This window comes from Roseibium sp. RP-7, from assembly GCF_053005225.1.
This window is the reverse complement of the sequence record NZ_JBRKQA010000001.1, coordinates 1,299,409-1,325,686: the sequence shown is the minus strand read 5'-3', so window position 1 is coordinate 1,325,686 and position 26,278 is coordinate 1,299,409. Positions and strand designations below refer to the sequence as shown.

Here is a 26,278-nt window from a genome sequence, read left to right as displayed (position 1 = left end):
CGAATAGAGGCTGGTATCGTTTATGGTATCGCGCAAGGTATCGACCGTCGTCTCCCTTGAAGCCGTCCGTCAGGGACGCCGCAATCAATCGCCCCCTCCTCCGTCCGGAACACCGAAATCCGGGAAGCCGAGAACTCCTTCTCCCGGCCCCAATCTGGTCCGGTCCCAAAATATTTATCTTTTTCAGGTTCGATGGCCGAAACATTTGGATCCGGCACGCCGTGCGGCACCGATCCGGATCAGCCTCGGTGCTTGCCCGCACAAGGAAGCGCGGCGTCAGGCTGACCTCCTGATTGGCTATGCGCGCCGACTGTTCGGACGGGCGGGACAACTGGGCGTGACAGACGATCAACCAAAGAAAGATGGCTTCTCGGAATACACCGATGAAGAACTCGAGGCCAAGCTGAACGATCCGAACCGAAAGGGCGAACTCGTCGGCGAGCTCCGCGTCTATCAGAAAATCATTTCAAGCCCGCCCCCTTCAGACAGCCCGGCAGATCAAAAGATGTTCGCGGCCATGCGGGGGTTCGTCCAGCTGTCGAAAGAGATCTCTGATCCAGACAACGCCAACCCCCTCGTTGTCGACAACTTCGAAACGCTTCAGACGAAGTACACGCGCGATCTGGAAGCCGCTTTCACTGAAAAGGACAGTGCCGCACGAACTCCTGATCCAAGAGAAGAGACTGCTCGAAGGGCAAGAGCACTTGCTGAGCGCACAGGCATTTCAGCAGGATACGGGGGATCACCTGAAAAACCGCTGGACGCCAATGTCGGGGTTCAACCTCGAGAAGGGTCTCAAATGGTGGAAGCGGCTAGTACCGCATCCAAAGACCGGGAAAAGCCGCAGCACTACGGTCTGGGTGAAGCATCCGGCGACGCCGCTGACATTCCGCTCCATAAAAAGATTGATCCGCCTACCGAAACGGCGGCGGCTCCGGAATGCATTTTGGCTAGCCCCGTTCAGCCCGCCATAATGCCTGGACAGCCTGCTGCGATTTCGGACGAACATATACCCACCTATAAACTCGACCGCAGGTTCATCGAACGACCTGCGTCTTCCGCTCCGCTGTTCTCTGTCGTTGCAAAAGAAAATCTGGATGCATGGGAGAAACGGAGGGCAACCAAGTCCGGAAAATCAACCGACGTAGCTTCGGCCCGCGCTCGCTGTGAGTTGTTCGTTGAACTGATTGGCGACCATCCGGCAGACACATATGTGCCGTCCGATCTGCAAGCCTTCATCGAACTTCTCAGATTCTATCCAGCGAAGATGTCTGACCGCCGCAAGGGTCTCACCGCCCGGGAAATTATTTCCGATAATTCCGACCTTCAGCTCAAACCGTTGAGTTCGACCACGATCCGGACGCAATACGTCTCGACCGTGAAACGCATAATCGCCGAAGGTGCACTTGGCTGGGAGTACAAGAACCCACTGGAGAATGTGAGCTTGCGCCTCCCCAAGGGACGAAAGAACAACCGAAAGGCCAAAACATCACCACTGAGTTCCGTCCAGGTCTCGACCATCTTTCGGAAGGGCGTGGAAAGCGGCTTGCTGGATAACGCGATGCTCCCCCTTCTCGGGTACCTCACCGGACGTCGTATCGGTCTACTGACCTATACGAGTGCCGACGACATCATCGAAAAGTTCCCGGGGGTCTGGGTCCTCCAACCGAAAATGGAAATAGTCGAAGAAGAAACTGGGGCGTCCGCAGAGACGCCGTCGAAGACCGAGGAGAGCGAGGACTATTTCGTCCTTCACCGCATTCTCGAGGATATCGGTTTCATCCAGTGGGCAGTCCAGCAGGATGGTTTCATCTTCAAGGAACTGATGCGTCTGGAGGACCCGGCCAGATCCGCATCGTCTTATATGGGACGCCTACTCACAGCCGCTGGCGTGAAAACGACGAACAGCCGGAACCGGGAGGTCTTCCACTCGCTACGAGGCGGAAACATCGAGGAACTCCGCCAACAATTCAAAGATCGGGAAACCCGCCTTCAGGTTGGGCACAAGGGAAATAAAGACAACCATGATCTATATGGCTTCCAACTGATACCCGAACGACTTGGCAGAGCCATTTACAACCGCGAACTAGACACGGAGGTCAATTTTTCGGTTTTTGAAGGGCTGAGTTTTGATTTGCTTTCGACCAGCAAACGCCATCGGGGTCGTAAAAGGTATATAGGCGGGTAGGCCAACGCCAATCTGTGTGTGTGGGCCAAGACCCATCCAGCCGCCATAGATGCCGTGCCACCTTCACAGCGAAGCTGCAACTGCGCAAACATCAACTGGTGCTGTAAAAGCTCCGATGACTGGTAGCTAACCAGCCGTCGCAACCATACCTTCGGCACGATGGCCTACCCACCTGAAAGTTAGCTCCAACTATACACCGAACGCAACTGCTTTCTTTTCAGGAGGTACTTAATACGAATACCTCGCCAGTCTGCATAAGCATAAGTAGCGCACATGTCTTTAATCTCGTCATCACTAATTCTTTTGATATTCACGCATTCATCAATTATTTTTTTCTTAGAAGACAAAGCTACCGTATCAGATGAAAGGTAATCTACGAGTAAGAGATATCTCTCACAGTCTATTTTCCACCCATTCACATCAAACAAAAGAATACCTTCAACTATGTCGTCAAGCTCCTTCATGTGAAGCTTTAACTTTTTGGACTTCTGCATGCAAAATTTTGCGCTTATGTATCCAAAATACGATACTTTTTCCGATAATGTGTTTTTTATTATATTTGAATTTCTTGTATCATCAACAAAATCACTACCATATACAACCGCACCACAAATAAATAGATTCATCAATTCTACGCATTCGTTTAAATCTTCAACGCCATATTTTTGGGAAAAGTTCTGCGTTAAAGAATTAAGTTCCTCGAAGGCGATATGATTCAAATACTCAATATATTCCCCGTTGTCTTTTTTAGAAAAATTCTGTATCGCCGTCAGAATTTGAAATAGGCTATATGTCGTTCTAACTCGAACATCTAGAGATATTATATAAAAACTAAGTTCAATAATTGCCGCACCTACGTCCGAAAGCGCGCCGAGCGAAGTTTCGGGCCAGTCAGCAGATTTTGATACACTAGCGATTTCACCAAACAGCGAGCGCAATCGAGAAAGTATCCAACCGCTTATCGTATGAAAGCCCACATTGTACTCTTTAGTGACCAATCTAAGCTTCTGGATGCTTCGCCTTATTCCCTTTGCAATTTTCCGAACCTCACCCTCATCAAGATTTTGATCAAGACGCAAAATTGCGGCGCGGATTTCGTCAATTACGTCGGAGATATCTCGTCTCGCCAATGTGATGTCTGAAACGAACGGTCTAGATGCCGTGTTTCTTTTATCCTCATTAATATACAGCTTATATTTCTCCAATTCCTCCGAAATTACTTCTTCTATTCTATCCAAACTCTCCATAGAATTAGAGAAAATAAAATAATCATCAACATATCTTCTAATTACAAATTCACCCTCTTGAAAATCTTCTGCGAGTTTTCTTTCTATTTCTCGATCTACTCGTTGGAATATTATTTCGGCAAAAATTCTCGAAACCTCTGGCCCGACAACTATTCCATTTGTTTCGTTGTAATTTGCTCTTTGCATAATCTGATCAAATACACTTTCAAACGTGTGATGATCCTTATTTATTTTTGCAAAATCTTTATCCTTCACCGCCCAGGTAATAGAATGTGTATATATATTGTAGAAACAGCGACTCACGTCAAGATTTCTTAATTTTGAATACTTTTTCTCGAGATCAATATACTCCCGTGAGTCAATGAATTTTAAAAGTAAATTGTATTTTGAGTATGTAAAGTAATTTGCTATGTGAGAGTAATCTTGCTCGTCAGGGCTCCGTTCAATTTGGGGCTCGTCACTTTTGATTTCATTGTCCTCGGCAGTCTCGTTTTCCGAGTATAACTTCGTAACTTTTATCGGATATCGAATAGAGTATTCACTTCTTGAGCAATATGAAACTATTGCACTCTCATAATTGTTGTAGTGTCTTGCCATTTTTATCTGGATAAATGGATGTATTATTGAGAGCGTTGTCTTCCCTCCCCTATCTTTGATTATTTTATAATTTAGCGGCTTAGTAAAACTCTTATAGTCAGGAAGAAGAGCATCAAATAGTACCTGCGATTTACCCTCAAATTTATTATTCAGGGCACCGTAAAACAGATCGTTTGAGAAGATCATGGGCACCTCATACGGCAACGTCTCCGTTAGAAGAGGACGCCAATAGATTTTGTCGTGAGGCTCCTTATACATTCCGCCAAATTCCTTTAATTTCCGAAATTCTATATGGCGGCATACGTACCAACATACGTTTTTCGAAACCGCGTAAGAAAGAGATTTTCTTCAGTTCACCCATCTGACCAACTGACACATTTCTGCGCAGGAAATTTCGGAACTCGCTTCGGGAACTTACTAGGAGAGAATGATAGAAGCCATCGACGTGCTTTAACTCTATTAGCCCCGGAGCTTGCTTCTCGAGGTTTGTTCCAAATCGAAGTTGGTATTCCCCGGCCAGCTTATAGCTGTAAAAGATCCCAGACTTTATATGGGTAGAGTTTTTCAGTTTTGCCTCCTTTCTTCGCACCATATAATTACCTGAAAGATACTTCATGCGTGATAGGAGTAGCTCGAAATCTTTGTCTTTCTCGAACCTTTTCAGAGCCGTTATTATTCGTGACTTAAGCCTTTTTATTTTTCGGCCTCCTATTGAAACAACAACTTTCCTGCTCTTATTTTTGGAGGACTTTTCAAATGAGAACTTATATCCTAAGTACTCAAATTCCTCCAAGCATGTCTCTGACATGTTTTCAATTCTTATTACTTTATTCTTTCCTTTTTTGTGATTAAATTTCAAATTCTTTGGAATAATTTCCTCCAGCTTACTAGATATTACTTGACCGCTCAGATGGGAAAAAATGAGAATATCATCACTAAATCTATAATATTGATAGACCCCCTCAATTTTTCTAACTTTGTGATCAAAATCCTGCATAAAAATCTCTGCTAGTATTGCAGAAAGTCCAACGCCTCGAGGCAACCCAATCTCGTTACTACCACAGTGCTTATCAAAGAATTGCTGATATAGATTCCTAATTTTTAATGGAGTTCTTTTATCACTCAAGAGTTTATATTTTAATTCTTCCAACGGTATGCTTTCGTAGAAGGATTTTATATCCTTTCTTATTACATACATACTGGACCCATCTAAAAGTGCTTCTACCACTCCCTTGACCACCACGTCTCTTGATGCAACCCGAACAGTGTGCTGACGCCTAAGGTATGCTGTTATCGTGCGCGAAATTAGATGATCAGAGTAATCTCTGTAAGTATGGCACTCTTTTCCGTTAATATATTTCTTCTTTATATTCAAAAATACTTTAGAATGATCTTGATAAGCCGCTATTACATTGTTGAAAATCGTGGTGCGCTGCCGAGTTAAATCGACTCGGAATCGGCTCGAATCATTCGGACGGACCGAAGCCGCGAGAGATCTCTCCGAAATCACCTTGTATCGCACGCCCGCTTCCCCCTCGACGTTAAACTGATTTCCTAGCGTTTTGGGGTTGCATCTGCAAGCCGCACATCCTTTTGAGGCACGTGAATAAGCTTGAGTGTCTATCGAAGAGCCTGTTGGCGACGCATAGCGGGTGAATGACGCGCCGATGGCCGTCCATGCTCGTTCACGGGCATGACCCTTCAGGGGCTTGCCCGCAGGCCGATAGGCCGAACGAGACGGCCAGAGGTGGGTCAAGGGCGGTGTCAGGATCCAGCGCAACCAATACCGGAAACCTTGGCCGAAGGCCGAAGAAGGTTTCAGGGATTGGCTTGTCCGGGAGCGTAGCGGACGGATTGCCTGGATGCCGCCCGTTTCACCCCAGCGGCCCTCATGCACTGACTCTTGTCCGCGTTCTGGAAACCTAATTTTTTCGTTATGGACGTCGCTCTCGGTCATGACGGTGGCGGCTCCCCTGACTGACCTGACCCAGAAATGTGCGAAGCACATTCTCTTGGGTCGGTTGGATTATCTGAAAGATGATCCAACCGAGGGGAATCCGTTTTCAACCTACCATTCCATTGCTCAAGCATTTCCTCTGCCGTCTCGACGTCGGCGATGATCCACTCACGATCAGTCCGAAGAATCGTCTCACCGGAAAGGTCAAAGCCGACGACTATCCCGTCGGGACGTTTCGACAAACGAATCCCAGCCTCATTGAAGGCTCTCAAGATTTCTTTCCGTTCCGAACGCTTGCCTACGGCATCCAAGTCCAGAAGCTGTGCGATGCGGCGAAGGGATTCGGCATTCCGGAACTGCTTCACCGTCATCATGAAGCGAGGTACGGGCGCCGCAACGCCGATTGTCACCGCCCTGCGTTCGCCGTAGGCCGATTCTCGAATGTCCCGAAGCGGCATAGGCGGGAGATTTGTCTCGAGCCGCTGGCAGAGCGAACGTACACCGTCGGACGTCAGGTCATGAAACCTTTCCGGTCGCACGTCGCCCTGTTGTTCCCCGTCAAGGGCCGCGGTCTCGGTCCTGAGCCAGTCAAGCTCCTCGAAGGCAAGATCACGGTCGGGCCACAAGCCTACGGCAATCCCTGCGTGCCACGCCAGATGCGCCGCTTTCGAGGATTCGGCTTTGATCAGGTCTCGGGAATGCTCCAGGTCTTCACCTTCGAGGGTCTCTTGGTGACGTCGCAGGTCGGCAATCAGATCGATGCACTCCTGCACCTTCCTCATCATGCGGATCGCGAGCCGCATGCGCGCGTTCTCCGGATCGGCGTTTTCACCGTCACGAGAGGCTTTTGCCCAGAGTGTGTCCCACATGGCAGACGGCGACCGTCCCGCATCGAATCCCACCCACGTATGCGTGCGGATGCGTCGGCTTGATGCCCAGGCCGCATGCCGGAGGAATTCGTCGTCGTTTCCGTAGGACAGATCCGGATCGACATGACGGCTCGCATAACGAGCCATGTACTTGGCGATAGACGCCGCAGTTTCCTCCTGGCCGTTCGTTCCTTTGGGCGGGGCGTAGGCCGGATCACTGTCGCCGACAACATAGGCGCGGCACCCAGGGTCATTCTGGCGGGCTTCGGCTTGCCGTGAATCCTTCTCCACCGACGCGAACTTGTCCCAGAAGGCATCGCATACGGCGCGGGCGTCTTCGCGCGTCGGGCAGGCCAGAAGGAGATGCCGATGAGGCGTCCCCGATTGCTGGGCCTGGGCATTCCACCAGCCCATCGGACGAACCTTCTGCTCCCGGAGCAGGCACATGACGTCGTGGTGCATTTTTTGAATGGCCCTCAGGGCTTCCTCGGGGCCAAGTTCCGGATCCCAGTCCTCCTTCCGAAAGGACTCGTTCGTCGCATGCGGCACGAAACGCCCGGGCAGGGTGATGGTTATCCAGCATAGGTGCCATTCAAGCCCCTCAATCCTTGCCAGTATGGCGTCCATGAGGAGCCGCCGTTTCGCGGCGTCGGCCTTCTTCTTCCGGGCATTCAATTCCTTCATTGGAATCTGGACCGACGGATCGTCAATGCAGACCAACCGCAGCCCCTCAAGGATTTCCTCCGTCGTCCGAAGCTGGGACTTGTAGGATTCGAGGGAATAGTCCGAAACATAGAGCGGACGGCCAGGAACATTGGGCCCGCCGACGGCGCCGATTGCTGCCTCCACATAATGAAGTGCGCGGCGTTGCCGTTTTCGCATCCGACGTCGCCACCATTTTTCACAACGCCGCTTGCGGTGGAACGGCTCTTGGTGGATCGATACTCCGTTCTTGTCTTGCGGCGGGAATTGACGGAAATGCTGTTGCGCCCGGGCAGAAGCCAATATGGCCAGAGCGCTCGGATTCATTTCTATCAACTTGAGATCATCAAAACCGACATATTCCCGGATTGCCTTCTCGCGCTCCCGACGTCGGGCCGGATGCATTCGATCGAGAAAGCCGCGCAACTCTTTCGGCAGTCGTAAACGGATGTCTTGCTGTTCAGCGTCCAGGGCATCGAATTCCTCCCGGATCTCTCTTTCGCGGACGATCCCGTCGAGAGTGATCTCGCGCTGTGCGATCCGCTTTTTTTCTTGAGAGGAGAGGCTCTCTTTGACCTGAAGGAGCTTTGCTTCTTGGCGTATTGCGTACGCACGCGCGTTTAATTCGTCGGCAAGTCGGCGTCCGCGCTCGTCGTCGGGTACGTTGACGTCTCGCCACCACTTTTCCCGAGAATGACGATTTCCAAGAAATGGCAGGTCATCGATGAGCTGCTGACGAGATCGGGGACGGCACCAAAGCAACCGCTCAGAGAACTCGCTGACGGCGATTGCATGAGCGGTGGAAACACTGTGCCGCAAGCATTCGTCAACATTTTTGGATCTGAAATTTTGATGAGGGGGGCTTTGCCGGAAATCTGAAGGATCCGGCCGATGCACTACCTGTGCCTCTGATGTCGTCCGAAGCCGGACGTCGCGAAGAGATTCATTTCAAGCCCTCGGTGAACGCCAAAAATTAAAGGCGTATCCCTAAGGCTTGCCCGTCGGCGTGCACGAGTCAAACCGCCGACAGAACTCCCGAAGGGCCCTCGGAGAGCCGATGCTATGAAGGGGACCGCAATAGCTTTAGTCGGTCACTAAACCTTACTTCACAGCGCCCGCGGTAATTATTTCCGTCGGCGAGTTGCGCCGGCGACTCCCGTCACGAACAATTTCGTTATGGGATATCAATTCATCCATTTGGAGGCGTACTCCCGGAAAGCGGATTCCAAAGGTCGCTCCGTCGACTGGGTACTCGCGGAAGCGCGACGCGACCCGGAGGCGTCACTTCATGTTGATACCCCGGCGCCTCCGGAACTGGTTCACGGTGTGAGCCTCGACGAACTGGCCGCGCTCCATGGCGAACTGGCCGACGTCGCCACGACGACCCTGAAGAATGGGCGGGCGCGAAAGATCCGGAAAGACCAGAAGAGCCTACTGACGGTCGTGGCGTCTTATCCGACGCCTCTCAAAGAGGTGACCGTGAATTCGGCAGAGCATGAATCCCTAAAGAGCTGGGAGCAGCGGACCGTCGAATGGCTTCACTCCTTGTACGGCGACGATCTGGTTTCGGTTGTCCGCCATAAGGACGAGCGGTATCCGCATCTCCACGCGTACATTCTTCCTAAATCCGATCCAGAACTCCGAGCGCTCCGGATGCATCCGGGGCACGAGGCGAAGCGCCGTGTGATGGATACACACCCGACCAGCGACAGTAAGAAAGACCTCAACCGCATTGGAGACCGCGCCTATCGCGACGCCATGAGGGGGTGGCAGGATTCGTATCACAAGGCCGTCGGGATACCATCTGGTCTCACACGGCTTGGACCCGCGCGACGTCGCCTTTCCCGTGAAGCATGGCATGCCGAACAGGTGGCGGCGCGAGCTGTGAAAGCGGCGGAAAGGCGTGCCGCCAAGTATGTAGAGGCTGTTAAATCCAAGGGCTCCGCGTACGCAGACAGGATCAAAGCGGAAGCAACCGACATCCGGAAGGACGCGGAGCTTCGGGCGTCGAAAGCGAAGGCAGCCCAAGCCCGGGCAATTCACCTTGAACGACAGGCGCAGGGAGTCCTTGAACGTGCCAGGCAAGAAGCGGCACGAATCCTTTCCAGGGTCGCGCCATATCGAAAAGTCGGAGCGTTTGTTCGATCAATCTGGGACGGATTGAGTTCTTCGGGGACCCGGAAGAAGGTTCGATCTGAATTCGCCCAGCAGATCGAAAACCTTTCCCGGGAGGCGTCGGAAGAAGCGGCGTCGCGACGTCGCGCTGAACAACGGGCGGCGGAACTCGAGGGCGTCGTGCGGAACTCAGGCCTGATCCAGGCCGCGACGTCTCGAGAAGTCTCCCGCCTGAAAAGGCGTTTGGAGCCTGAAATCATCGAAAATCCAAATCTGTTGACGTCAAAAACGGCCCTCACAGCACCTTTCAGAGGTAGTCATGGGTCCTAGGTCGCGGAAATTCAGTTTTGAATCCTCGATCTCTCGTGGACGTCGACGTCGGCGGTCGTGCCTCGATAGATGGCGGCACGACGCCCTTGTCCGTTTCCGGAAGCGACGTCGTGCGACGCCGCGCCGAAGGTCGGTCTGGCTTTTCCTTGTTCTCGCTTGGCTTTTGTCCCCCTCACGACCAACAACCTTTGCACCATTTTTCAGGAGACATTCGTATGCACCACACCGAAACCCAACGCCCCATGAGACTCTTGATCCGCGACGTCCTCAGGGCACGTCACGGACGGAGGGATTTTCTCGAACACCCATCCGTCGCAGAAATTCACCGGAGGCTTCCGGACGATTTGCTCGAGTGGTTCGAGAGGGTCGTGATTATCGACCGCGATCCTTTGACGATCCTTTGCGGTCCGATCGAAAAATCAGACCGGGGCTATTTTGATATATGGAGGTACATGAGGGATCGAGACTATCCGGGTCCTGATCCGGAAAGGCCGACCGACGACCCCGACGGTGGTAACGACGGAGGATCAGATGCGGTCTCAGGCTTGCAGCCACCTCATTGATTTGCGGCTACGATCAGCACTGTAACTTGACGCTAGGTATCGGCCGCGGTATCGCTCCAGGTATCGCAACCCGTTGGCCGCCTCAAAAAATTGGCGGAGTCCTGCGTTCTATGGGTATCGCGGAGTGGAATCCCTCTCTCTCCGCCATATTTATCCTTGCGCTACCGCCTACGGCTACTTGAGCGCATGGCTCCGGGTTCGGACCTTGTCCTCGCTGCTCCGCCATATCTATTCCTGCGCTACCGCCTTCGGCTACTTGAGGACCGGGTCGTCATCGGTGTCACGTGTAGGGACCGTCGGGTCAGCTCTATCACCTGCCGCCATCGATGAAGAGTTCCAGGCCGCTCAGGGCGCCGCCGAGTTCCATCAGCCTCCCGCCTGTCGCCAGCGAGCCGAGGTACACCGGGTGCAGATGGATGTCTGAAACCAGATGCCGTGCGATGGCGACAGCGTCTTCGTCGTCACCGGCCACGAACAGGACACGGCGCAAACGCTCTTCCTGTAACGGCGCGATCATTTTGGTGACAGGAAGAGTGTTGAACGCCTTCACGACACAGGCGCCGGGGGCCAGGCGGGCGACAATCTCGCTGCCGGTCTCTTCCCCAAGGTCATCGATCTCGAACGACGGTGCATAGCTGGTGAAGATATTTGTCGCGTCGATCAGGACGCGGTTGTCCCAGTCGATATCAGGCGCAAGCACGTCGCTGAGTTTCGTCCATGGCATGGCCAGGACAACAACCGGTTTGTTCATGGCCTCCGCCGCATGGCCGGCGGTAATCCCTTTCCCAAGACGCGTGATGACATCGCGAAGACTTTCCGGCCCGCGGCTGTTGGCCAGGACTATGTTGTGACCGGCAGCGGCCAGCCGGCTGGCGAGGGTCTGCCCGAGCGACGCTGCGCCCAGAATTCCGATTTCCATCGAAGAGACTCCTTGAGAGCGTATTGAAGTGAGCACGTGGACCAGACGGTCAAGCCGGTTGTCGGCTGGGACCGTCTGGTCAACCGCGAACTTAAATCTGGTTCATGCCGCCATCGACGAACAGCTCGATGCCGTTGACGAAGCTCGATGCCTCTGAAGCAAGAAAGAGCACTGCGTTGCTGATGTCTTCCGGCCGGCCGATCCGGCCCGAGGGAATATTGCCGAGGATGTGGTTCTTGACACCTTCGGCCTGCTCACCGCCGCCGAAGAGATCGTTAAGGCCGGCGGTCTCGGTCAGCCCTGGGCTGATGGCATTCACCCGGATATTGCGGTCCTTCAGATCGAGGATCCAGCTGCGGGCGAAATTGCGCACTGCCGCCTTGGTTGCCGAATAGACACTGAAATTCGGTGTCCCCGCGGTGCCCGTGGTCGAAGACGTCAGGATGATCGAGGCTCCGTCCCGCAACAGCGGCAGCGCCTTTTGCACGGTGAACAGGACGCCTTTCACATTGGTATCGAATGTCTTTTGATAGTGCTCTTCGCTGATCTCGCCGAGCGGGGCAAATTCACCTCCACCGGCATTGGCGAAGAGTACATCAATCTGGCTGTGTTGCTGCTGGACCGCGTCGTACAGCCGGTCGATATCTGCAAGCACGGACATGTCTCCCTGCACGCCGGTCGTTCGCCCGCCAATGGACTTGACGGCTTCGTCAAGAGTTGCCTGGCGGCGACCGGTGATGAAGACCGATGCCCCCGCAGATACGAATGCTTTTGCCGTCGCGAGACCGATGCCACTGGTTCCGCCGGTGACAACCACAACCTTGTTCTCGAAGTTCTGTGTCATTTCATTCTCCTGTCTGACGGCACGATTGCCGTTGACATGAAGATGCAAATAGGACGATCGTTTCTGTAGTGGGCAATTTCAACACTTAGCGTTCCATAGAAAGAACGATCAATGCAGCAAGACCTGAATGACCTGGCTTATTTCGCCGAGGTGGTGGCGCATCGCGGATTTGCGCCGGCGGGCCGGGCGATCGGCGTTCCCAAGTCAAAGCTCAGCCGGCGAATAGCGGCTCTGGAAGAGCGTCTGGGCGTAAGACTGATCGAAAGATCAAGCCGTCGGTTTCGGGTCACCGATATCGGGGAGCAATTCTATGAGCGGTGCCGCAGCATGCAGTCGGAAGCTGAACACGCCCATGCCCTGGTTGCGGAATCCCGGGCAGAACCGCACGGGCTGATCCGCTTCGGATGCCCAACCGGCCTCGTTGAGGTTGTTGCCCCACTGATAAGCGAGTTCCTGTCTCGTCACCCCAAGGTACGGCTGCAACTGGTAGCTGCCGATCGGGCGCTGGACCTGATCTCGGAACGCATTGACCTCGCCTTGCGTGTGCGCACGGCGTTGACCAGCGATGCCTCGCTGACAATGCGTACGATCGGTACCTCAATCAGAATTCTGGTTGCAAACCCAGGCCTGGCGCAGACCGTTCATGAGGTCGATGACCTGGACAAAGTTCCCTTGCTATCGACGAGCGATAGCGCGGATGAAATCGAATGGCACATCGAAACCGACATGGGCGAAACCCGAGCGTTTCGAAAGCAGGCCAGGATGGGCTGCGCGGATTTTTCGGCAACCCGAACGGCCGTGAAGAAGGGTCTCGGTGTCGCGCTATTGCCCGACCACGTCTGCAGCGCGGAACTGGCTACCGGGGATCTTGTGCGTGTCCTCCCGCAATGGCGAAGTCAGAAAGGGATCGTGCATCTGGTCTTCACGACGCGGCGCGGGCTGCCGCCAGCTGTCCGATCATTCATCGACCATCTTGCCCGCTGTTTTCCAAAGGATGCACTGAGCTACGAATAGCAGTCGAAACCTAACCATGTTGCGGCTCCGTCAGTCCTCCGAAAGGTACTGTGGCGGATCCCCGAAAAACCACAGCGCACGGATCTCACGGAAAGGAATGGAACCGGCGGAAAACCCCGATGCGAACTCATCGCTCTGCACCAGGGTCCCGATTTTTCAGGCAAGTTTCCCGTCAAACACTCAAGGTCTTGTCAGCTGGTAGCCTCTTCCCTTTTGGCGGCCTGAAACCGACGCTTGATCATCGGCCCGACGACAACCGCGACCGTCAGGGCGACCAGAACCAGGCTGGTTGTGTTCGAGAACAGGACCAGCCAGTCGCCGCGTCCGATCCGCAAGGCAAGACGAAGGTTTTCCTCGGCAAACCCACCCAGGATCAGACCCAGGACAACCGGTGGCAGCGGGAACTTGAGCTTGTCCATTACCCAGCCGATCGCACCGAAGCCGAGCATCAGATAGACATCGAACATCCGTCCGTGGATCGAATAGACCCCGATCAGCATCAAGACGATGATGACCGACCCCAGGAGAGGACGCGGGAGATTCAAAAGGCGCGCAAAACTGTTCGTAGCCAGAGCCCCGCCAAGCAGCACCAGAAGGATCGCGCCGAACAGGAACTGCCACATGAAACCGAATACCACGTCCGGATTGTCCCGGAACAGCATGGGCCCCGGCTGCAGACCATGCACCAGCAACCCACCCAGCATGACCGCAGCGACAGCAGTTCCCGGGATGCCAAGTGTCAGGGCCGGGATCAGTGCGGAAGCGGTGTCGGCATTGTTAGCTGTTTCCGCGGCCGCAACGCCTTCAGGTTCACCATTGCCCCAGGTATCGGGTGTTTTCGAGGCCCGGCGAGCTTCGTTATAGGACATGAAAGCAGCCATCGAACCGCCGGCTCCCGGAAGAATCCCGATCCAGATCCCGATGATCGATGAACGGATCCATGTCTTCCAGAAGCGGTACATGCGAGGCAGAGCACGCCAGATCGGCTCCGTTCCCAGTTTGGAACTGTTGACGCCGTCCGTTTTCAAAGGCGTTTCCAGCAAATCTATGACCGGAGGCAGCGCGTAGAGGCCGACGAGCAGAATGACGATATTGACGCCGTCCAGAAGCTCCAGCTGTCCGAAAGTGTAGCGATCATTTCCATAGATCGGGTCCGAGCCCACCACTGAGACGAAGACACCGAAACAGGCGCTGATCAGCCCTTTTACCGGATTGCCTCCCAGCAGGAAGATGATGCTGGCAAGGCCGAACACGGCAACCCAGAACACTTCCGAAGGGCCAAACAGGAGCGTGACCTTGGAGAGCGGAGGCGCGAGCAGCATCAGGGCAAAGGCACTTGCGATGCCGCCGATCGAAGATGAGACGACGGCCACTTGCAGCGCAAATCCACCCTCGCCCTTTTGCGCCATCGGATAACCGTCGAACGTTGTGGCAACGGCCGCGGGGGTTCCGGGAATGCGCAGAAGAACAGCGGGGATGGCACCGCCATACATTGCACCGTTGTAGATGCCGGCCATCAGACCGAGCGCGACCAGAGGTTCGAGACCGAACGTGAATGGCACAAGCACGGAGATGGCCATTGTGGCGCTCAGGCCTGGCATTGCACCGACAACGATGCCCGCAATCACGCCGATGACGACAGCGGCAAAGTTGGCCAGCCCGAAAACTTCGGGAAGTGCGCTGAGAAGATCGGAGTACATTGAGATCACTCCTGCCAGAGGCGTCCTGCCGGAAAGTCTTGCGACATTCCGTAATCGAAGATCAGCCAGATGGCTCCGACAACGACCAGGGTTGCCACTGCAAGTCCAAGTGGGTTGCGATAGCCGAAGAGCCAGGCAACGAGCGGAATGGTTATGGCTGTGCTCGGATAAAAGCCGATCAGGTCGGTGGCCAATGCGTAGCCAAGGATCAGCAGAAAGGCACCTGCGACCCGGCCGGGTGACTTGCTCATGGGCTCGGTTTCTTCACCAGCCGAGGCCTTGCGTTGATCGGCGATCAGAAGCAGTAGCGAGAGGATGATCAGCCCGACCAGCATCACGGCTGGCAGCAGGGCAGATATCGGCCTCAATGTCGAGGTCGGGTAGAGAAAAGCAAACGCGGCCGCGGCGATGCCAAGAGCGGTCAGTGTCTCGGGCCGGAGAAGGCGGTGTGTACGATGGTCGGACATGGCACTGGCTTTATCTGAGTAAGAGAGGCCGCGCGGGGGCGTGCCCCGCGCAACGCGCATCAGTTCCAGGGAGTCGTATCCCAGACCTGCTTTGCAAGGGTATGCAGATCTTCGGTCAATGCCTTGAAATCGTCCCCGGTTACCACTTCGACCGGATTTGCGGTTTCCTTCATGGCCTTGAGGAACTCCGGATCAGAGGCAAGCTGTTCGAATGCGGCAAGAAGCTTTGCCTGTACATCCTCAGGCAGGCCGGCAGGCGCAACGAACCCCCGCATGGATCCATTTATCAGGTCCAGCCCCTGCTCCTTGAAGGTTGGCAGGTCTGGCGCAAAGTCAGAGCGCTCCGGCGTCGCAACGCCAAGTACATTCAGTTCTTCCTGAAACTCGGCCACCTCGGAAATGTTGAGGATCCCCATCGCCACGTGTCCGCCCATGAGTGCGGTTCGCGCCGGGGCGGAGCCCTTGAACGGTACGATGGTGAACTCGGTTTCGGTCAGGCCTTCAAGCTTGATCAGCGCGAAGTGATCATCGCCTCCGAGGCTGGACATCCCGACGGTGATGGCCCCGGGATTGGCCTTGGCTTCCGCGATCAGCTTGTCGAGCGTGTCGAGACCGCTCACCTTGGAGGTGACGATCACGTTGGGATCGTTCACCACATTGGCGAGATAGGTGAAGCTGTCGGCATCATATTCCGCTTCACGATCAATCGTGCGCGCCATCATGCCCGGAAGGTTGAAGGTGCCGAGCGTGTAGCCATCCGGAGAAGATCTCGCAGTTTCCGTAATGCCGATCTGCCCACTTGCACCCGGCATGTTCTTGACGACGAGGCTTGCCCCTTCGCCCAGATATTTTTCGATGAACGGTGCAGCGGTGCGAGCCATAACGTCCGTGCCGCCGCCTGCGGAATATCCGACAATGACCTCGATGGGTTTTTCGGGATAGTCGGCCATGGCAGTCCCAGCGACCATAACCAGCGCACCTGCAATTGCAGAAGCCTTCAGGTAAGTAAGCATTTGTCTCCTCCCTTTGTTGAGACTGTTCAGTAATCCGGAAATTCGCAACCACGTTCCTTGAGGGCTGCGTCCACCCAGCTGCGATCGTTCTTGCCTTCAGCGATTGCCTTCATCTGCCGTTCTTCGGCATCCTGTTTCGCCAGGGTCTGACGAAGAATTTTCTCGGCTCCATCCAGGGGAACCGCGAGCACGCCATCGGAATCGCCCAGCACGATGTCACCTGGCTCGATCACCATTCCGTCCAGACTGATCGGAACATTGATTTCACCCGGGCCGTCCTTGTAAGGGCCGCGATGGGTTACCCCCGCTGCGAAGGTCGGCAGGTTGGTCTTGAGAAAGGCATCGACATCGCGGATTGCACCATTCAAGACGAAGCCCGCAACCCCTCGCTTGACGGCGTAGGCAAGCATCAGCTCACCCATGAGCGCATTGGAAAGATCCCCACCGGCATCGACAACGATCACATCACCGGGTTTGGCCAGGTCGATCGCCTTGTGCAGCATCAGGTTGTCACCCGGACGGCTCTTGACGGTCAGCGCCACGCCAGCCAGGCCGCCGGAGGCATGCATCGGCCGCAGGCGCGGACCGGCGGCTGCGAGGCGTCCCATGCAGTCGGAGATATTGGCAACCGGAAGCTTGGCAAATTCAGCAACGAGTTCCAGCGGCGCAGCTTGTTTTCGGCTGCAAATACGAAAGCCAACCGACATGTTCATTCTCCTGCTTTGGCGTACATGGCACCGGCGTCGGCCAGAAGTGCACGATTTGCTATGCGTTCACGGGCGACAGGCTGGCCATCCAGGACCTGGAAAATGCCGCGCACGGCTTCCACTCCGACACGTGCACCGGCTTCGCGCGTGACGCCGCCGATATGCGGAGTGACAACGATGCGGTTTTCACTGAAGAACGGATGGTTCGCCTGGGGTGGTTCCACGGCAAAGGTGTCAAGTCCCGCGCCTGCAAGATGACCTGATTGAATTGCAGCGAGCAGCGCGTCTTCGTCAATCAGCCCACCACGTGCCGTGTTGATCACGTAGCTGCCTTCCGGCATGCGCGCGATGGCTTCGGCGTTCAGGATCTGGCGTGTCTGATCGGTCAGCGGACAATGAAGGCTGAGGACATCGGATTGTTCCAGCAGCTCTTCGAGCGAGCTGCAGCGTTTTACGCCCAGTCTTTCGAATACGTCGTTGTCGGCATAGGGATCGTAGCCGATCAGGTTCAGGCCAATGCCCTTGGCAATTCGGCCTGTCGCCTGTGCAATAGACCCCATTCCCAAAAGGCCCAGTCGGCTTCCTGCCAGCTCGCGGCCAAGAAAACCTGCCTTTTCCCAGCGGCTGGCACGAAGCCCTGCGTCAAGCGGCAGGATGCGCTTCACGGTAGCAAGCATGAGTGCAATTGCATGTTCGGCGACTGAAACTGCATTCGCGCCCGTTGCAACAAGTACCGGAATGCCGCGGGATGCGGCTGCCTGGAGATCGATGTTATCGACGCCAACACCATGCTTTGAAATGACGCGCAGCTTTGGAGCCTTTTCAAGGACGTCGGCATCCAGCCGGCCCATCCGCGAGACAATCCCTTCCGCCCCGGTCTCGACCAGGAGCCTGGAGATCACATCACTGTCTGCATAGGCCGGGGTATGAACGGTTTCGTATCCGTGGTCTTTCACAAGCGCGACAGCACTTGGGTCGAGGTCGGGGCCGGTCACAAGGATTTTCTTGCTCATGCGTACGTCTCTCTGCTCTCCGCAAGCGGAAAGTGATTGTTCTTTGATAGGGGATGAGTGACCGCGTCCGCCTCCCAGCTTGCACGGTTGAATTCCTCCGCCATCTTGGGTAACGGATAGAATGACTTAACAAAAGCGAATTAATCTGGTTCTTATATTAAGAAAAACTGGATGAAGGTATGGACACCCGTCAACTCAAGACCCTGGTCGCTATCGCAACCCATGGCACCTTCACCAAGGCGGCGGAGATCGTAAACCTGACGCCATCGGCAGTCAGTCAACAGATCCAGGCGCTGGAAGTCGAACTGAACATCATCCTGTTCGAACGGTCGTCCCGTCCTCCAAAGTTGACCTCGCAGGGACTTCAAGTCCTTGAAATGGCTCAGGAGATGTTACGTCTCGAAGACGATACCAAGGCAAATCTGCGGGGAGACAAGCTCGCCGGCACCCTCATGCTGGGCTCTGTTCGTTCCAGTGCACTCAATCTGCTGCCGAGAGCCATTGTCCAGATGCGAAACCAGTATCCCGATCTGAAAACCAATCTGAGAGTTTCGCTGTCTTCGACCCTGATTGCCGATGTGGCTTCCGGACGGCTCGATGCTGCTGTGGTCGCGGAGCATGTCGGTATTCCGCCCGCCTTGCGCTGGAGCCCCTTTCTTCGTGAGCCGCTCTGGCTGATCGCACCGGAAGACACAAAATCTACCGACCCCGCCGACCTGCTGGCCACCTGTCCGTTCATTCGATTTCGCAGCGCCGTGCCGCTTGCCAACCTTATCGACACGGAGATCTCTCGCATGGGGATCGCAACCAACGACATTGCCGAGATCGACACGATCGGGTCCATCGTCACATGTGTAAGGCAAGGCATGGGAGTTTCCGTTGTACCGCATGTCGCCTTGCAGGAACCGGATCACCAGCGGCTGACAAAACTCCCTTTCGGCAATCCGCAAGTGACAAGGCAAATCGGCATCGTTGAGCGGATCGTATCGCCGCGGGCTGAAATCATAGCGCGTATCCACACGGTACTTGCCGAACTTTGCGCCCCGCATGGCGTAAGCAGAATAGAGGACGTGTCTTGACCATCCTCCGAAGGATCACCAGCCGGTAGGCTGCACCGCCTCATAAATGTGTCTTGTCAAAAAGGCTGTCACCAACGAGGTCGTTCGGTCTCAGGGCCGAGAAAGAAGGCGTTGCCTGGACAAACGGAAGATCCTCGCATTGTTTTTTCCATCACAAGAACAAGGTGGCAATGCCTGGCAGAAGAATAACGAGCAGCAAAACCAGCAGCATGACTGCGATGAATGGCATCGTGCCTGCGAAGATCTGTTCGACGGAAACGTCCGGATCGTTGAGCGTATTGTGCACCGTGAACACCGAGATGCCGAAGGGCGGTGTCAGCAGGCCGATTTCAACGGCGATCACGATAACGATGCCGAACTGGCTGAGGTCTATACCCATGTGCTGCGCGATGGGCGCTGCGATCGGTACCATGATCAGGAGGATCGACGTGCTGTCGAGGATCATGCCCATGACGAGAATGAGCGCCGAGCACAGAACCATGAAGCCCATCGGGCCGAGGCCGGTTTCGTTGACGAGGCTTGCGATGGCGTTGGGAAGGCCGGCAATCGACAACATGCGCGAATAGTAACTGGCAGCGACAAGCAGCAGCAGGATCGATACCGAGATCACGCCGGTCTGCTTCATCACCCGCCACAGGTTATGGCGGTTGAGGGAACGGCGTGAAAGCGCAACCAGCAGCGCACCGAAGGCACCGACACCGCCAGCCTCTGTTGGTGTGAAATATCCCGAATAAAGTCCGCCGAGCACCAGAACCACGAGCAGGATGATCGGCACCAGCTTGGCGATCATCCGGCCAAGCGGCATCGGTTCGATGGCGCTGTCGCGGCGACGCTCCTTCGCAGCAGCCGGATCGGTGAGAACGAAACCCGGGAACAGCACGGTCACGGCAACGAGCATTGTCACGAAGCCACCGGCAAGCATCAGCCCCGGCACGATGCCGGCGATGAACATGCCACCGATGGAGACTTCTGCCAGAACCCCGTAAATAATGAGGAGCAAGCTCGGCGGGATCAGCATACCGAGCACCGAGGAGCCGGCTACGGTACCGGCAGCAAAGGCCGGGCGATACCCGTGACGCTCCATTTCAGGGACTGCGACACGGGTGAATACCGCCGCTGAGGCGATGGAGACGCCGGTGACCGCAGCGAAGATCGTGTTGGCCGCGACAGTCGCGACCCCGAGACCGCAGATGACCCGGCGCAGCAGTTCCTCTGCAACTTCGAAGGTGTCCCGCCCGACGTTGGAAACGCTCACCAGCAGCCCCATCAGGACGAAGAGGGGAATGGTCGCGAACAGATAATCGGCAATGCCGCTGTAGACGGTCAGCTCCAGCATCCTGAAGGCAAGGTCGATGTTATTGCGAATGATCCATATCCCGGCAAAGGCCACCAGGAACAGCGCATAGGCTATTTGCATGCCGAGCAGAACCAGAACGATCAACGCGCCGACAAGCAGGAAGCCAATGGTCAACGTCGTCATGAAAAGCTCCGGAACATGCGAATTTCTGTGTGCGCCCGGTAGAACGCGGCCAGAACAGCCACCGCCGAGCCCAGGACCGTTATGCCCCGGAAGGGCCAGGTCGGAATGGTGAAGACGCCCTGGACGCCGAAAAATTCGGACGTCGCCCAGGCACTGGCGAATTTCGGCCAGGAAGCCCAGAGAATGAGACCGAACACGATGACGCCGCAAAGGGAGAACAGGGCCTCGATCAGGCAGACACCTTTCGGCGACACGCTTTCAAGACGCCGGACGAGAAAATCGGCCCGGGTCAGGCGCTTCTGCAGGATGGCAGCGGCAACCTGCAGGAAGACGATGGCAACAACGGTGCGCGCAGCGATTTCCGCAACGCCGGTAATCGGCGCGTTGAAGAAATTTCGACCAAGGACATCGGCGACGATCAGTATCATGAGCGCGCCGATGGAAAGTGTACCGACCGATGACATGATGGCGGCCGTGCCGCCGAGCATTGCGCCGAAAGGCGCTTCCGAGAAAGCCGGGACATAGGCGTCGTCGGCCTCGGTTCTGGTCTCATCCGTCATCGTTACGTCCAGTTCGCTCTCAATAAACCCGCCCGGACAAGATGCCGGGCGGGAGAGGTGTGAGGCAAGGCCGCTCTCAGAGCCCTTCGTCCCAGGACCTCAGCGGTTCCGCACCGCGTGCGCGCAGGGCGTCGAAATAGGCCTTCAGCACGACACGGCCGGCATCGCCGGTCTGTTCCAGCCACGGTTCCACGATATTCGGCAGTCCGTTCACCCAGGCGGTTTTTTCTGCTTCCGGCAGTTCGTGGATCGTCAGACCCGCTTCCTGCATTTCCTTGAGTGCTCGCGTGGCAAGATCCTCGACATATTGACCGTGTGCCGCGGAAGTTGCCTTCGCAGCTTCCCGGAAGGCGGCCTGGACCGGTTCCGGCAGACCGTCGAAGAAGTCCTTGTTGGCCGCGATGCCGCCGAAATACATCGAGCCGATGCCCACGCGGGTGAGTTCCGGCGCGACTTCATAGACGCGGGTCGGCAGAATGCCCGACGCGAAGGACAGCGTACCTTCGGTCACGCCGGTCTGGATGTTGGTGTAGTAGGTCGTCAGTGCACCATCGACCGGCGTTGCCCCCGTCCCGCGCAACCAGTTGGCAGAGGTCCCCGGGGCGTTGAGCTTGCGGTTTTCAAGATCCTTCATGGAGTTGACCGGGAAGGTGGCATAGATGTCGTAGCTGTCGGTAATGAGCGACGACAGATGAACCATGCCGTTGTCCGCCCAGCTGTCACGCAGCTCCGGCAGGTTTGCCGAAAGATCATCGAAGATCTCGATGATCATCTTGTGGTCTTCCGTGGCAAACGGCGTGAAGTAGGTCACGTTCTGGAGCGGCATGTTCGCACCTTCCCAGACGGTGCCGACCATGCCCACATCGACGATGCCGTCCATGACGGCCTCACGCGTGTCGGTGAATTTGTAGAGCGTGCCGGCATAGGACTCCACCCAGTCGACCTTGTATTCGCCGGCGGCTTCCAGGATCCGGTTCACTTCCGGCTGGAAGGTGTTCTTCATCGCGTAGACCCAGATGTTCTGTTCCGGGTGCGACGAACCGATGTTGACCGTGATCGCCTGTTGCGCGGCGGCGAGGCCGGCAGAACTGGCCAGCATGGCCGTTGCGGTTGCCAATGTTACGAACTTCATGATTTTCCTCCCTGCATTCGGAGCCTTATCCTCCCAGGCTCCTCTGGTTCAGTCATTCAAGGTTCCAAGTGCTCTCACGATCCGTTCAGGGGTGAACGGCATTTCTGTCACTTGCGCGCCCATGGGCCGCAGGGCGTCGTTGATCGCATTCATGACGGCGGCCGGAGACCCGGCAGTGCCCGCCTCGCCCGCGCCCTTGGCCCCGAGCAAACTCTCCCCCGTCGGCGTTTCAACGTGACCGATGATCATGTCGGGCATTTCAGCTGCCATCGGCACGAGGTAGTCTGCCATCGAGCCGTTCAGGAGCTGGCCTTCCGCGTCATAGTGGATTTCCTCAAAGAGCGCTCCGCCCAGTCCCTGAACGATGCCACCCCGGATCTGCTCGTCCACGAGAAGCGGATTGATCACCCGCCCGCAATCCTCGACGCACCAATGCTTCAGCAGCTTCACGATGCCGGTCTCCGTATCGACCTCGAGGTAGGAGGCCTGGACGCCGTTGGTGAAGGCAAAGGGATATTCGGACGTGATGAAGTGCCGTGTCTGGACGAGTTCCCGCGGCAGGCCCTTCGGCAATGTGTCGCCGCGGAAGTAGACGATCCGGCCGAGCTCCTCGAGCGGCATGCGGGCTTCGCCCGAAGTGCTGTCGACCACAGCGCCGTCGCGGATGTCGAGCTGCGCCTGATCGGCCTGGAGCATGGAAGCGGCCACCTCAAGGATGGAATCGCGAAGCGCCCGCGCCGCCTGCAGCGCAGCCTCGCCGCCGATACCTGCCCCGCGCGACGCCCAGGTGCCGCCACCATAGGGCGTCACTTGTGTATCACCGGTAATGACGCGCACACGCGCGGGGGACACGCCAAGCCCCTCGGCAACCACCTGGCTCAGCATCGCCTCGGTGCCCTGCCCCTGTTCGGTTACGCCGGACAGCGCAACGATCGATCCGTCCGGATCCATCCGCACCGTGCAACCGTCTTGTGCCGAAATGCGCGCACCGCCGATACCGTACATGAAGGGCGAGGGATTGGTCAGCTCGATGAAGCTTGCAATGCCGATGCCCCTGTAAATGCCCTTCTTGCGGAGCTCTGCCTGTTCGGCTCGCAAGCCGTCGTAGTCCATCAGCTCCAGAAGCTTGTCCATGGAGGCGTGATGCGACAGCCCCTCGAAACGCATGTTCGCGGGAGACGTCACCGGATAGGCATCATCCCTGAACATGTTGCGCCGGCGGATCTCGACCGGGTCCATGCCGATGTCGGCGGCCGCCATGTCCACCAGGCCTTCGGTGATCGCGACCGCGATCGGATGGCCGACTGCCCGGTACTGGCAGGTCGGCGTCTTGTTCTGGAAGACGACCGTGGTCCTGGCCCGGTAATTCTGGAAGTCATAGGGGCCACCGCAGAGGTTCACCACCTGGTTGCCTTCGATGGCGGAGGTGCGCGGATAGACCGAATATGGGCCGATCGCCGTCCAGTCATCGACATCCATGGCGAGGATCCGGCCGTCTTCTCCAACTGCAATCTTCGCCTCGATCTGATGATCGCGGGCGTGGATGTCGCTGGAGAAACTTTCCAGCCGGTCGGCAATGAATTTCACCGGCCGTTTCATGATCTTGGCGATTGCCGCCGTCGCCATTTCGTCCGGATAGACATGCACCTTGATGCCGTATGAGCCGCCGACGTCCTCGCAGATGACCCGGACCCGGCTTTCGGGCAGGTCGAGATGGGTGGCCAGAACTGTCTGGATCATGTGGGGCGCCTGCGTCGCATGCCAGGCGGTCATCTGTTCCTCGGCCGGGTTCCAGTCGACCAGGATCGAGCGCGGCTCCAGCGTCACGCCAGTGTGCCGTCCGGTGACGAAGCGCGCCGAGACGACCTTGTGCGCGGTCCGGAAGGTTTCGTCCACGTCCCCCTGTTCGTGCAGGCGCCGGAAGGCGAGGTTGTCGCCCATATCCGGATGCAGCACCGGCGTTTCAGGATCGAGCGCGGTCATCATGTCGGTGACGACGTCCAGTTGCTCGTAGTCAACATCGACAAGAGCCGCGCCATCCTCGGCAGCAGCGCGAGAGGTCGCGACTACGGCTGCCACCGGTTCGCCGACCCAGCAGGCTCGGTCAACGGCAATCGCGTGTTCCGGCGGCGATTTCAGGCCTTTCAGATGGGCGAGCACAGCAACCCATGGCTTGCAGACCTCGGCGATGTCCTGGCCCGTGAAGACCCGGAGCACACCCTTCACCGATTTTGCATCCTCGGCGTCGATACGGTTGATCTTCGCGTGCGCGAAGGGCGAGCGCACAAAAGCGGCATGGACCATGCGCGGCAGCACGATGTCGTCCACATAGACGCCGCGCCCCTGGACCAGACGCCGGGCATTGGGCCGCGGGACCGTCTTGCCGATATAGGAATTGGGCCGGTCCGGATTACCGAATTGAATGGTCATGCGGCCCCCTTCTGTGCGCGGACACGCGCTACCGATTCAACCGCATCCACGATGGCTTCGTAGCCGGTGCAGCGGCAGTAATTGCCCGACAGATGTTCGCGGATCTGATCACGCGACGGCGTGCCGCCGGCCTCCAGCAGCTCGTTAATGGCAACCAGCATACCGGGCGTGCAGAAGCCGCACTGGAGCGCATTGCGCTCGACAAAGACGTCCTGAAGATCCTTAATCGCGCCCAGGTCAGACAGGCCTTCCACTGTCCAGACGTCGGCACCGTCCGCCTGGGCGGCCAGCATCAGGCAGCCCCGCACGGCTTTGCCATCGACCTTCAGCGTACAGGCACCGCAGACACCGTGTTCGCAGCTTGCATGGGCGCCGGTAAGGCCAAGCTCGCCACGCAGGAAATCAACGAGATGCTGACCTGCCGGAACACGCGCCTCGACGGGCTCCCCGTTCACGGTCAGGCTGATGTCGATCTTGTCGCGGAACATCTCCGTCATGCGTTTCCTCCCTCGATCCTGGCGGCGGCGCGGCGTAAGAGGACACCGGCAAGGTGGCGGCGGTAAGCGGCACTTGCCTGGGTGTCCGACGGTGGGTCGATTTCCGCCTGCAGAGCCTGAACGGCGCCATCAATGTTGCCCTGGTCGAGAGCGGCCATGGCCCCTTCGGCAAGGACCGGCTTGGGCCCGACGGAAAAAAGCGACAGCCGGTGTCCATCGGCGCGCTTGACGAGGCACACTCCGGCAAGGGCATAGTCGCCGGATCTCCTGGCAACCTCGACGATGACCTGCTTTTCGCCGGGCTCTGCCTTCGGGACCGAGAGGCCGGTCAGGATTTCCCCCTCCTCGATGGCCGTTTCGAAAATGTCCTGAAAGAAATCTTCCACCGGTATGTCCCGCGAGCCGTTGAGGCCCTCCACATGCAGCGTGGCGCCAAGGGCCAGAACGCAGGCTGGAAACTCCGCAGCCGGATCGGCATGAGCCAGCGCACCACCTATCGTGCCGCGGTTGCGGATCGCAGCATGGGCGATGAATTCCACCGCCTGTGAAAGAAGCGGAGCAGACTGCCGGATCAGCGGGTTGCGACCAATCTCCGCATGCGAAGTCAGCGCGCCGATCCGCAGACCATCCTGCGTTTCGGTTACCCCGGAAAGCTCGCTCAGGCGGGAAATGTCGATCAGGACGTCGCCTGCGGAGAGACGCAGGTTCAAGGCCGCAACCAGGCTCTGGCCACCTGCAAGCACGCGGCCGTTGCCGTCGCTCGCGGCCAGCATTTCCAGCGCGTTGCGCAAACTGGATGCCCGGGCATAACCGCCCGCCGATGCCTTCATGGCGTCTCCCTCCCGATTTCATCGC

At 56.7% G+C, this 26,278-nt stretch carries 20 protein-coding genes; 4 read left to right on the top strand and 16 right to left on the bottom strand.

The window, feature by feature from the left end; translation table 11 throughout:
- Positions 1 to 22 precede the first annotated feature (22 nt).
- Positions 23 to 2,188 (top strand): hypothetical protein, encoded by a 2,166-nt coding sequence (locus ACVDG9_RS06000; RefSeq protein WP_447237502.1) that lies wholly within the window; start codon positions 23 to 25, stop codon positions 2,186 to 2,188.
- A 179-nt stretch (positions 2,189 to 2,367) separates the two neighbouring features.
- Here ACVDG9_RS06000 and drt3b read toward each other — a convergent pair whose 3' ends face one another.
- From drt3b to ACVDG9_RS05985, 3 genes are read right to left on the bottom strand one after another with little or no spacing between them, the layout of a single operon-like run.
- Complete coding sequence (drt3b, locus tag ACVDG9_RS05995) at positions 2,368 to 4,290, bottom strand: antiviral reverse transcriptase Drt3b (RefSeq protein WP_447237501.1); 1,923 nt, start codon at positions 4,288 to 4,290, stop codon at positions 2,368 to 2,370.
- On the bottom strand, positions 4,283 to 5,989 hold the full coding sequence (gene drt3a / locus ACVDG9_RS05990) for an antiviral reverse transcriptase Drt3a (protein WP_447237500.1): 1,707 nt from the start codon (positions 5,987 to 5,989) through the stop codon (positions 4,283 to 4,285). Before drt3a ends, drt3b begins: the two co-directional genes overlap by 8 nt.
- Positions 5,986 to 8,457 (bottom strand): replication endonuclease, encoded by a 2,472-nt coding sequence (locus ACVDG9_RS05985; RefSeq protein ID WP_447237499.1) that lies wholly within the window; start codon positions 8,455 to 8,457, stop codon positions 5,986 to 5,988. Before ACVDG9_RS05985 ends, drt3a begins: the two co-directional genes overlap by 4 nt.
- 279 nt (positions 8,458 to 8,736) lie before the next feature.
- Between ACVDG9_RS05985 and ACVDG9_RS05980 the strand changes: the two genes are divergently transcribed.
- On the top strand, positions 8,737 to 10,005 hold the full coding sequence (locus ACVDG9_RS05980; RefSeq protein ID WP_447237498.1) for a plasmid recombination protein: 1,269 nt from the start codon (positions 8,737 to 8,739) through the stop codon (positions 10,003 to 10,005).
- A gap of 873 nt (positions 10,006 to 10,878) precedes the next feature.
- Here ACVDG9_RS05980 and ACVDG9_RS05975 read toward each other — a convergent pair.
- The gene (locus tag ACVDG9_RS05975) at positions 10,879 to 11,487 is read right to left on the bottom strand and encodes an NADPH-dependent F420 reductase (protein WP_447237497.1); all 609 of its coding nucleotides are present in this window, start codon (positions 11,485 to 11,487) and stop codon (positions 10,879 to 10,881) included.
- A gap of 91 nt (positions 11,488 to 11,578) precedes the next feature.
- Positions 11,579 to 12,331 (bottom strand): SDR family NAD(P)-dependent oxidoreductase, encoded by a 753-nt coding sequence (locus ACVDG9_RS05970; RefSeq protein WP_447237496.1) that lies wholly within the window; start codon positions 12,329 to 12,331, stop codon positions 11,579 to 11,581.
- Between the two features lie 111 nt (positions 12,332 to 12,442).
- On the opposite strand from ACVDG9_RS05970, the gene ACVDG9_RS05965 reads away from it, so the two are divergent.
- On the top strand, positions 12,443 to 13,345 hold the full coding sequence (locus ACVDG9_RS05965; RefSeq protein ID WP_206905021.1) for a LysR family transcriptional regulator: 903 nt from the start codon (positions 12,443 to 12,445) through the stop codon (positions 13,343 to 13,345).
- Between the two features lie 191 nt (positions 13,346 to 13,536).
- On the opposite strand, the gene ACVDG9_RS05960 is transcribed toward ACVDG9_RS05965, so the two are convergent.
- The 5 genes from ACVDG9_RS05960 to ACVDG9_RS05940 are packed head-to-tail and all read right to left on the bottom strand — an operon-like array spanning position 13,537 to position 18,245.
- Positions 13,537 to 15,045, bottom strand: coding sequence for a tripartite tricarboxylate transporter permease (locus tag ACVDG9_RS05960; RefSeq protein WP_075281364.1), 1,509 nt, complete (start codon positions 15,043 to 15,045; stop codon positions 13,537 to 13,539).
- A 5-nt stretch (positions 15,046 to 15,050) separates the two neighbouring features.
- Positions 15,051 to 15,512, bottom strand: coding sequence for a tripartite tricarboxylate transporter TctB family protein (locus ACVDG9_RS05955; RefSeq protein WP_023014641.1), 462 nt, complete (start codon positions 15,510 to 15,512; stop codon positions 15,051 to 15,053).
- Positions 15,513 to 15,571: 59 nt separating this feature from the next.
- Positions 15,572 to 16,525, bottom strand: a complete 954-nt coding sequence (locus tag ACVDG9_RS05950; RefSeq protein ID WP_447237495.1) for a Bug family tripartite tricarboxylate transporter substrate binding protein — start codon at positions 16,523 to 16,525, stop codon at positions 15,572 to 15,574.
- A gap of 26 nt (positions 16,526 to 16,551) precedes the next feature.
- Positions 16,552 to 17,232 carry an RraA family protein gene (locus ACVDG9_RS05945; RefSeq protein ID WP_447237494.1) on the bottom strand — a complete coding sequence of 227 codons (681 nt, stop codon included), beginning with the start codon at positions 17,230 to 17,232 and terminating at the stop codon, positions 16,552 to 16,554.
- A gap of 2 nt (positions 17,233 to 17,234) precedes the next feature.
- Positions 17,235 to 18,245, bottom strand: coding sequence for a hydroxyacid dehydrogenase (locus ACVDG9_RS05940; protein ID WP_447237493.1), 1,011 nt, complete (start codon positions 18,243 to 18,245; stop codon positions 17,235 to 17,237).
- Between the two features lie 179 nt (positions 18,246 to 18,424).
- Between ACVDG9_RS05940 and ACVDG9_RS05935 the strand changes: the two genes are divergently transcribed.
- Positions 18,425 to 19,324 (top strand): LysR family transcriptional regulator, encoded by a 900-nt coding sequence (locus ACVDG9_RS05935; RefSeq protein WP_075281367.1) that lies wholly within the window; start codon positions 18,425 to 18,427, stop codon positions 19,322 to 19,324.
- A 151-nt stretch (positions 19,325 to 19,475) separates the two neighbouring features.
- On the opposite strand, the gene ACVDG9_RS05930 is transcribed toward ACVDG9_RS05935, so the two are convergent.
- From ACVDG9_RS05930 to ACVDG9_RS05905, 6 genes are all read right to left on the bottom strand, one after another.
- Positions 19,476 to 20,804 carry a TRAP transporter large permease gene (locus ACVDG9_RS05930; RefSeq protein ID WP_055658240.1) on the bottom strand — a complete coding sequence of 443 codons (1,329 nt, stop codon included), beginning with the start codon at positions 20,802 to 20,804 and terminating at the stop codon, positions 19,476 to 19,478.
- Entirely contained in the window at positions 20,801 to 21,364 is a 564-nt protein-coding gene (locus ACVDG9_RS05925) for a TRAP transporter small permease subunit (protein WP_023001699.1), read from the bottom strand. Before ACVDG9_RS05925 ends, ACVDG9_RS05930 begins: the two co-directional genes overlap by 4 nt.
- Positions 21,365 to 21,440: 76 nt before the next feature.
- The gene (locus ACVDG9_RS05920; protein ID WP_447237492.1) at positions 21,441 to 22,496 is read right to left on the bottom strand and encodes a C4-dicarboxylate TRAP transporter substrate-binding protein; all 1,056 of its coding nucleotides are present in this window, start codon (positions 22,494 to 22,496) and stop codon (positions 21,441 to 21,443) included.
- 48 nt (positions 22,497 to 22,544) lie between these two features.
- Positions 22,545 to 24,926: a xanthine dehydrogenase family protein molybdopterin-binding subunit gene (locus ACVDG9_RS05915; protein ID WP_447237491.1), complete on the bottom strand. Its 2,382-nt coding sequence runs from the start codon at positions 24,924 to 24,926 to the stop codon at positions 22,545 to 22,547.
- Positions 24,923 to 25,423 carry a (2Fe-2S)-binding protein gene (locus ACVDG9_RS05910; RefSeq protein WP_447237490.1) on the bottom strand — a complete coding sequence of 167 codons (501 nt, stop codon included), beginning with the start codon at positions 25,421 to 25,423 and terminating at the stop codon, positions 24,923 to 24,925. Before ACVDG9_RS05910 ends, ACVDG9_RS05915 begins: the two co-directional genes overlap by 4 nt.
- Positions 25,420 to 26,253, bottom strand: coding sequence for an FAD binding domain-containing protein (locus tag ACVDG9_RS05905; protein WP_075281371.1), 834 nt, complete (start codon positions 26,251 to 26,253; stop codon positions 25,420 to 25,422). Before ACVDG9_RS05905 ends, ACVDG9_RS05910 begins: the two co-directional genes overlap by 4 nt.
- Between the last annotated feature and the right edge of the window lie 25 nt (positions 26,254 to 26,278).

Bases quoted from the DNA above. Each gene is read 5' to 3' on its own strand.
- ACVDG9_RS06000 (WP_447237502.1), top strand. From the start codon at position 23: ATGGTATCGCGCAAGGTATCGACCGTCGTCTCCCTTGAAGCCGTCCGT.
- drt3b (WP_447237501.1), bottom strand. From the start codon at position 4,290: ATGTATAAGGAGCCTCACGACAAAATCTATTGGCGTCCTCTTCTAACG.
- drt3a (WP_447237500.1), bottom strand. From the start codon at position 5,989: ATGACCGAGAGCGACGTCCATAACGAAAAAATTAGGTTTCCAGAACGC.
- ACVDG9_RS05980 (WP_447237498.1), top strand. From the start codon at position 8,737: ATGGGATATCAATTCATCCATTTGGAGGCGTACTCCCGGAAAGCGGAT.
- ACVDG9_RS05975 (WP_447237497.1), bottom strand. From the start codon at position 11,487: ATGGAAATCGGAATTCTGGGCGCAGCGTCGCTCGGGCAGACCCTCGCC.
- ACVDG9_RS05970 (WP_447237496.1), bottom strand. From the start codon at position 12,331: ATGACACAGAACTTCGAGAACAAGGTTGTGGTTGTCACCGGCGGAACC.
- ACVDG9_RS05965 (WP_206905021.1), top strand. From the start codon at position 12,443: ATGCAGCAAGACCTGAATGACCTGGCTTATTTCGCCGAGGTGGTGGCG.
- ACVDG9_RS05960 (WP_075281364.1), bottom strand. From the start codon at position 15,045: ATGTACTCCGATCTTCTCAGCGCACTTCCCGAAGTTTTCGGGCTGGCC.
- ACVDG9_RS05955 (WP_023014641.1), bottom strand. From the start codon at position 15,512: ATGTCCGACCATCGTACACACCGCCTTCTCCGGCCCGAGACACTGACC.
- ACVDG9_RS05950 (WP_447237495.1), bottom strand. From the start codon at position 16,525: ATGCTTACTTACCTGAAGGCTTCTGCAATTGCAGGTGCGCTGGTTATG.
- ACVDG9_RS05945 (WP_447237494.1), bottom strand. From the start codon at position 17,232: ATGTCGGTTGGCTTTCGTATTTGCAGCCGAAAACAAGCTGCGCCGCTG.
- ACVDG9_RS05940 (WP_447237493.1), bottom strand. From the start codon at position 18,245: ATGAGCAAGAAAATCCTTGTGACCGGCCCCGACCTCGACCCAAGTGCT.
- ACVDG9_RS05935 (WP_075281367.1), top strand. From the start codon at position 18,425: ATGGACACCCGTCAACTCAAGACCCTGGTCGCTATCGCAACCCATGGC.
- ACVDG9_RS05930 (WP_055658240.1), bottom strand. From the start codon at position 20,804: ATGACGACGTTGACCATTGGCTTCCTGCTTGTCGGCGCGTTGATCGTT.
- ACVDG9_RS05925 (WP_023001699.1), bottom strand. From the start codon at position 21,364: ATGACGGATGAGACCAGAACCGAGGCCGACGACGCCTATGTCCCGGCT.
- ACVDG9_RS05920 (WP_447237492.1), bottom strand. From the start codon at position 22,496: ATGAAGTTCGTAACATTGGCAACCGCAACGGCCATGCTGGCCAGTTCT.
- ACVDG9_RS05915 (WP_447237491.1), bottom strand. From the start codon at position 24,926: ATGACCATTCAATTCGGTAATCCGGACCGGCCCAATTCCTATATCGGC.
- ACVDG9_RS05910 (WP_447237490.1), bottom strand. From the start codon at position 25,423: ATGACGGAGATGTTCCGCGACAAGATCGACATCAGCCTGACCGTGAAC.
- ACVDG9_RS05905 (WP_075281371.1), bottom strand. From the start codon at position 26,253: ATGAAGGCATCGGCGGGCGGTTATGCCCGGGCATCCAGTTTGCGCAAC.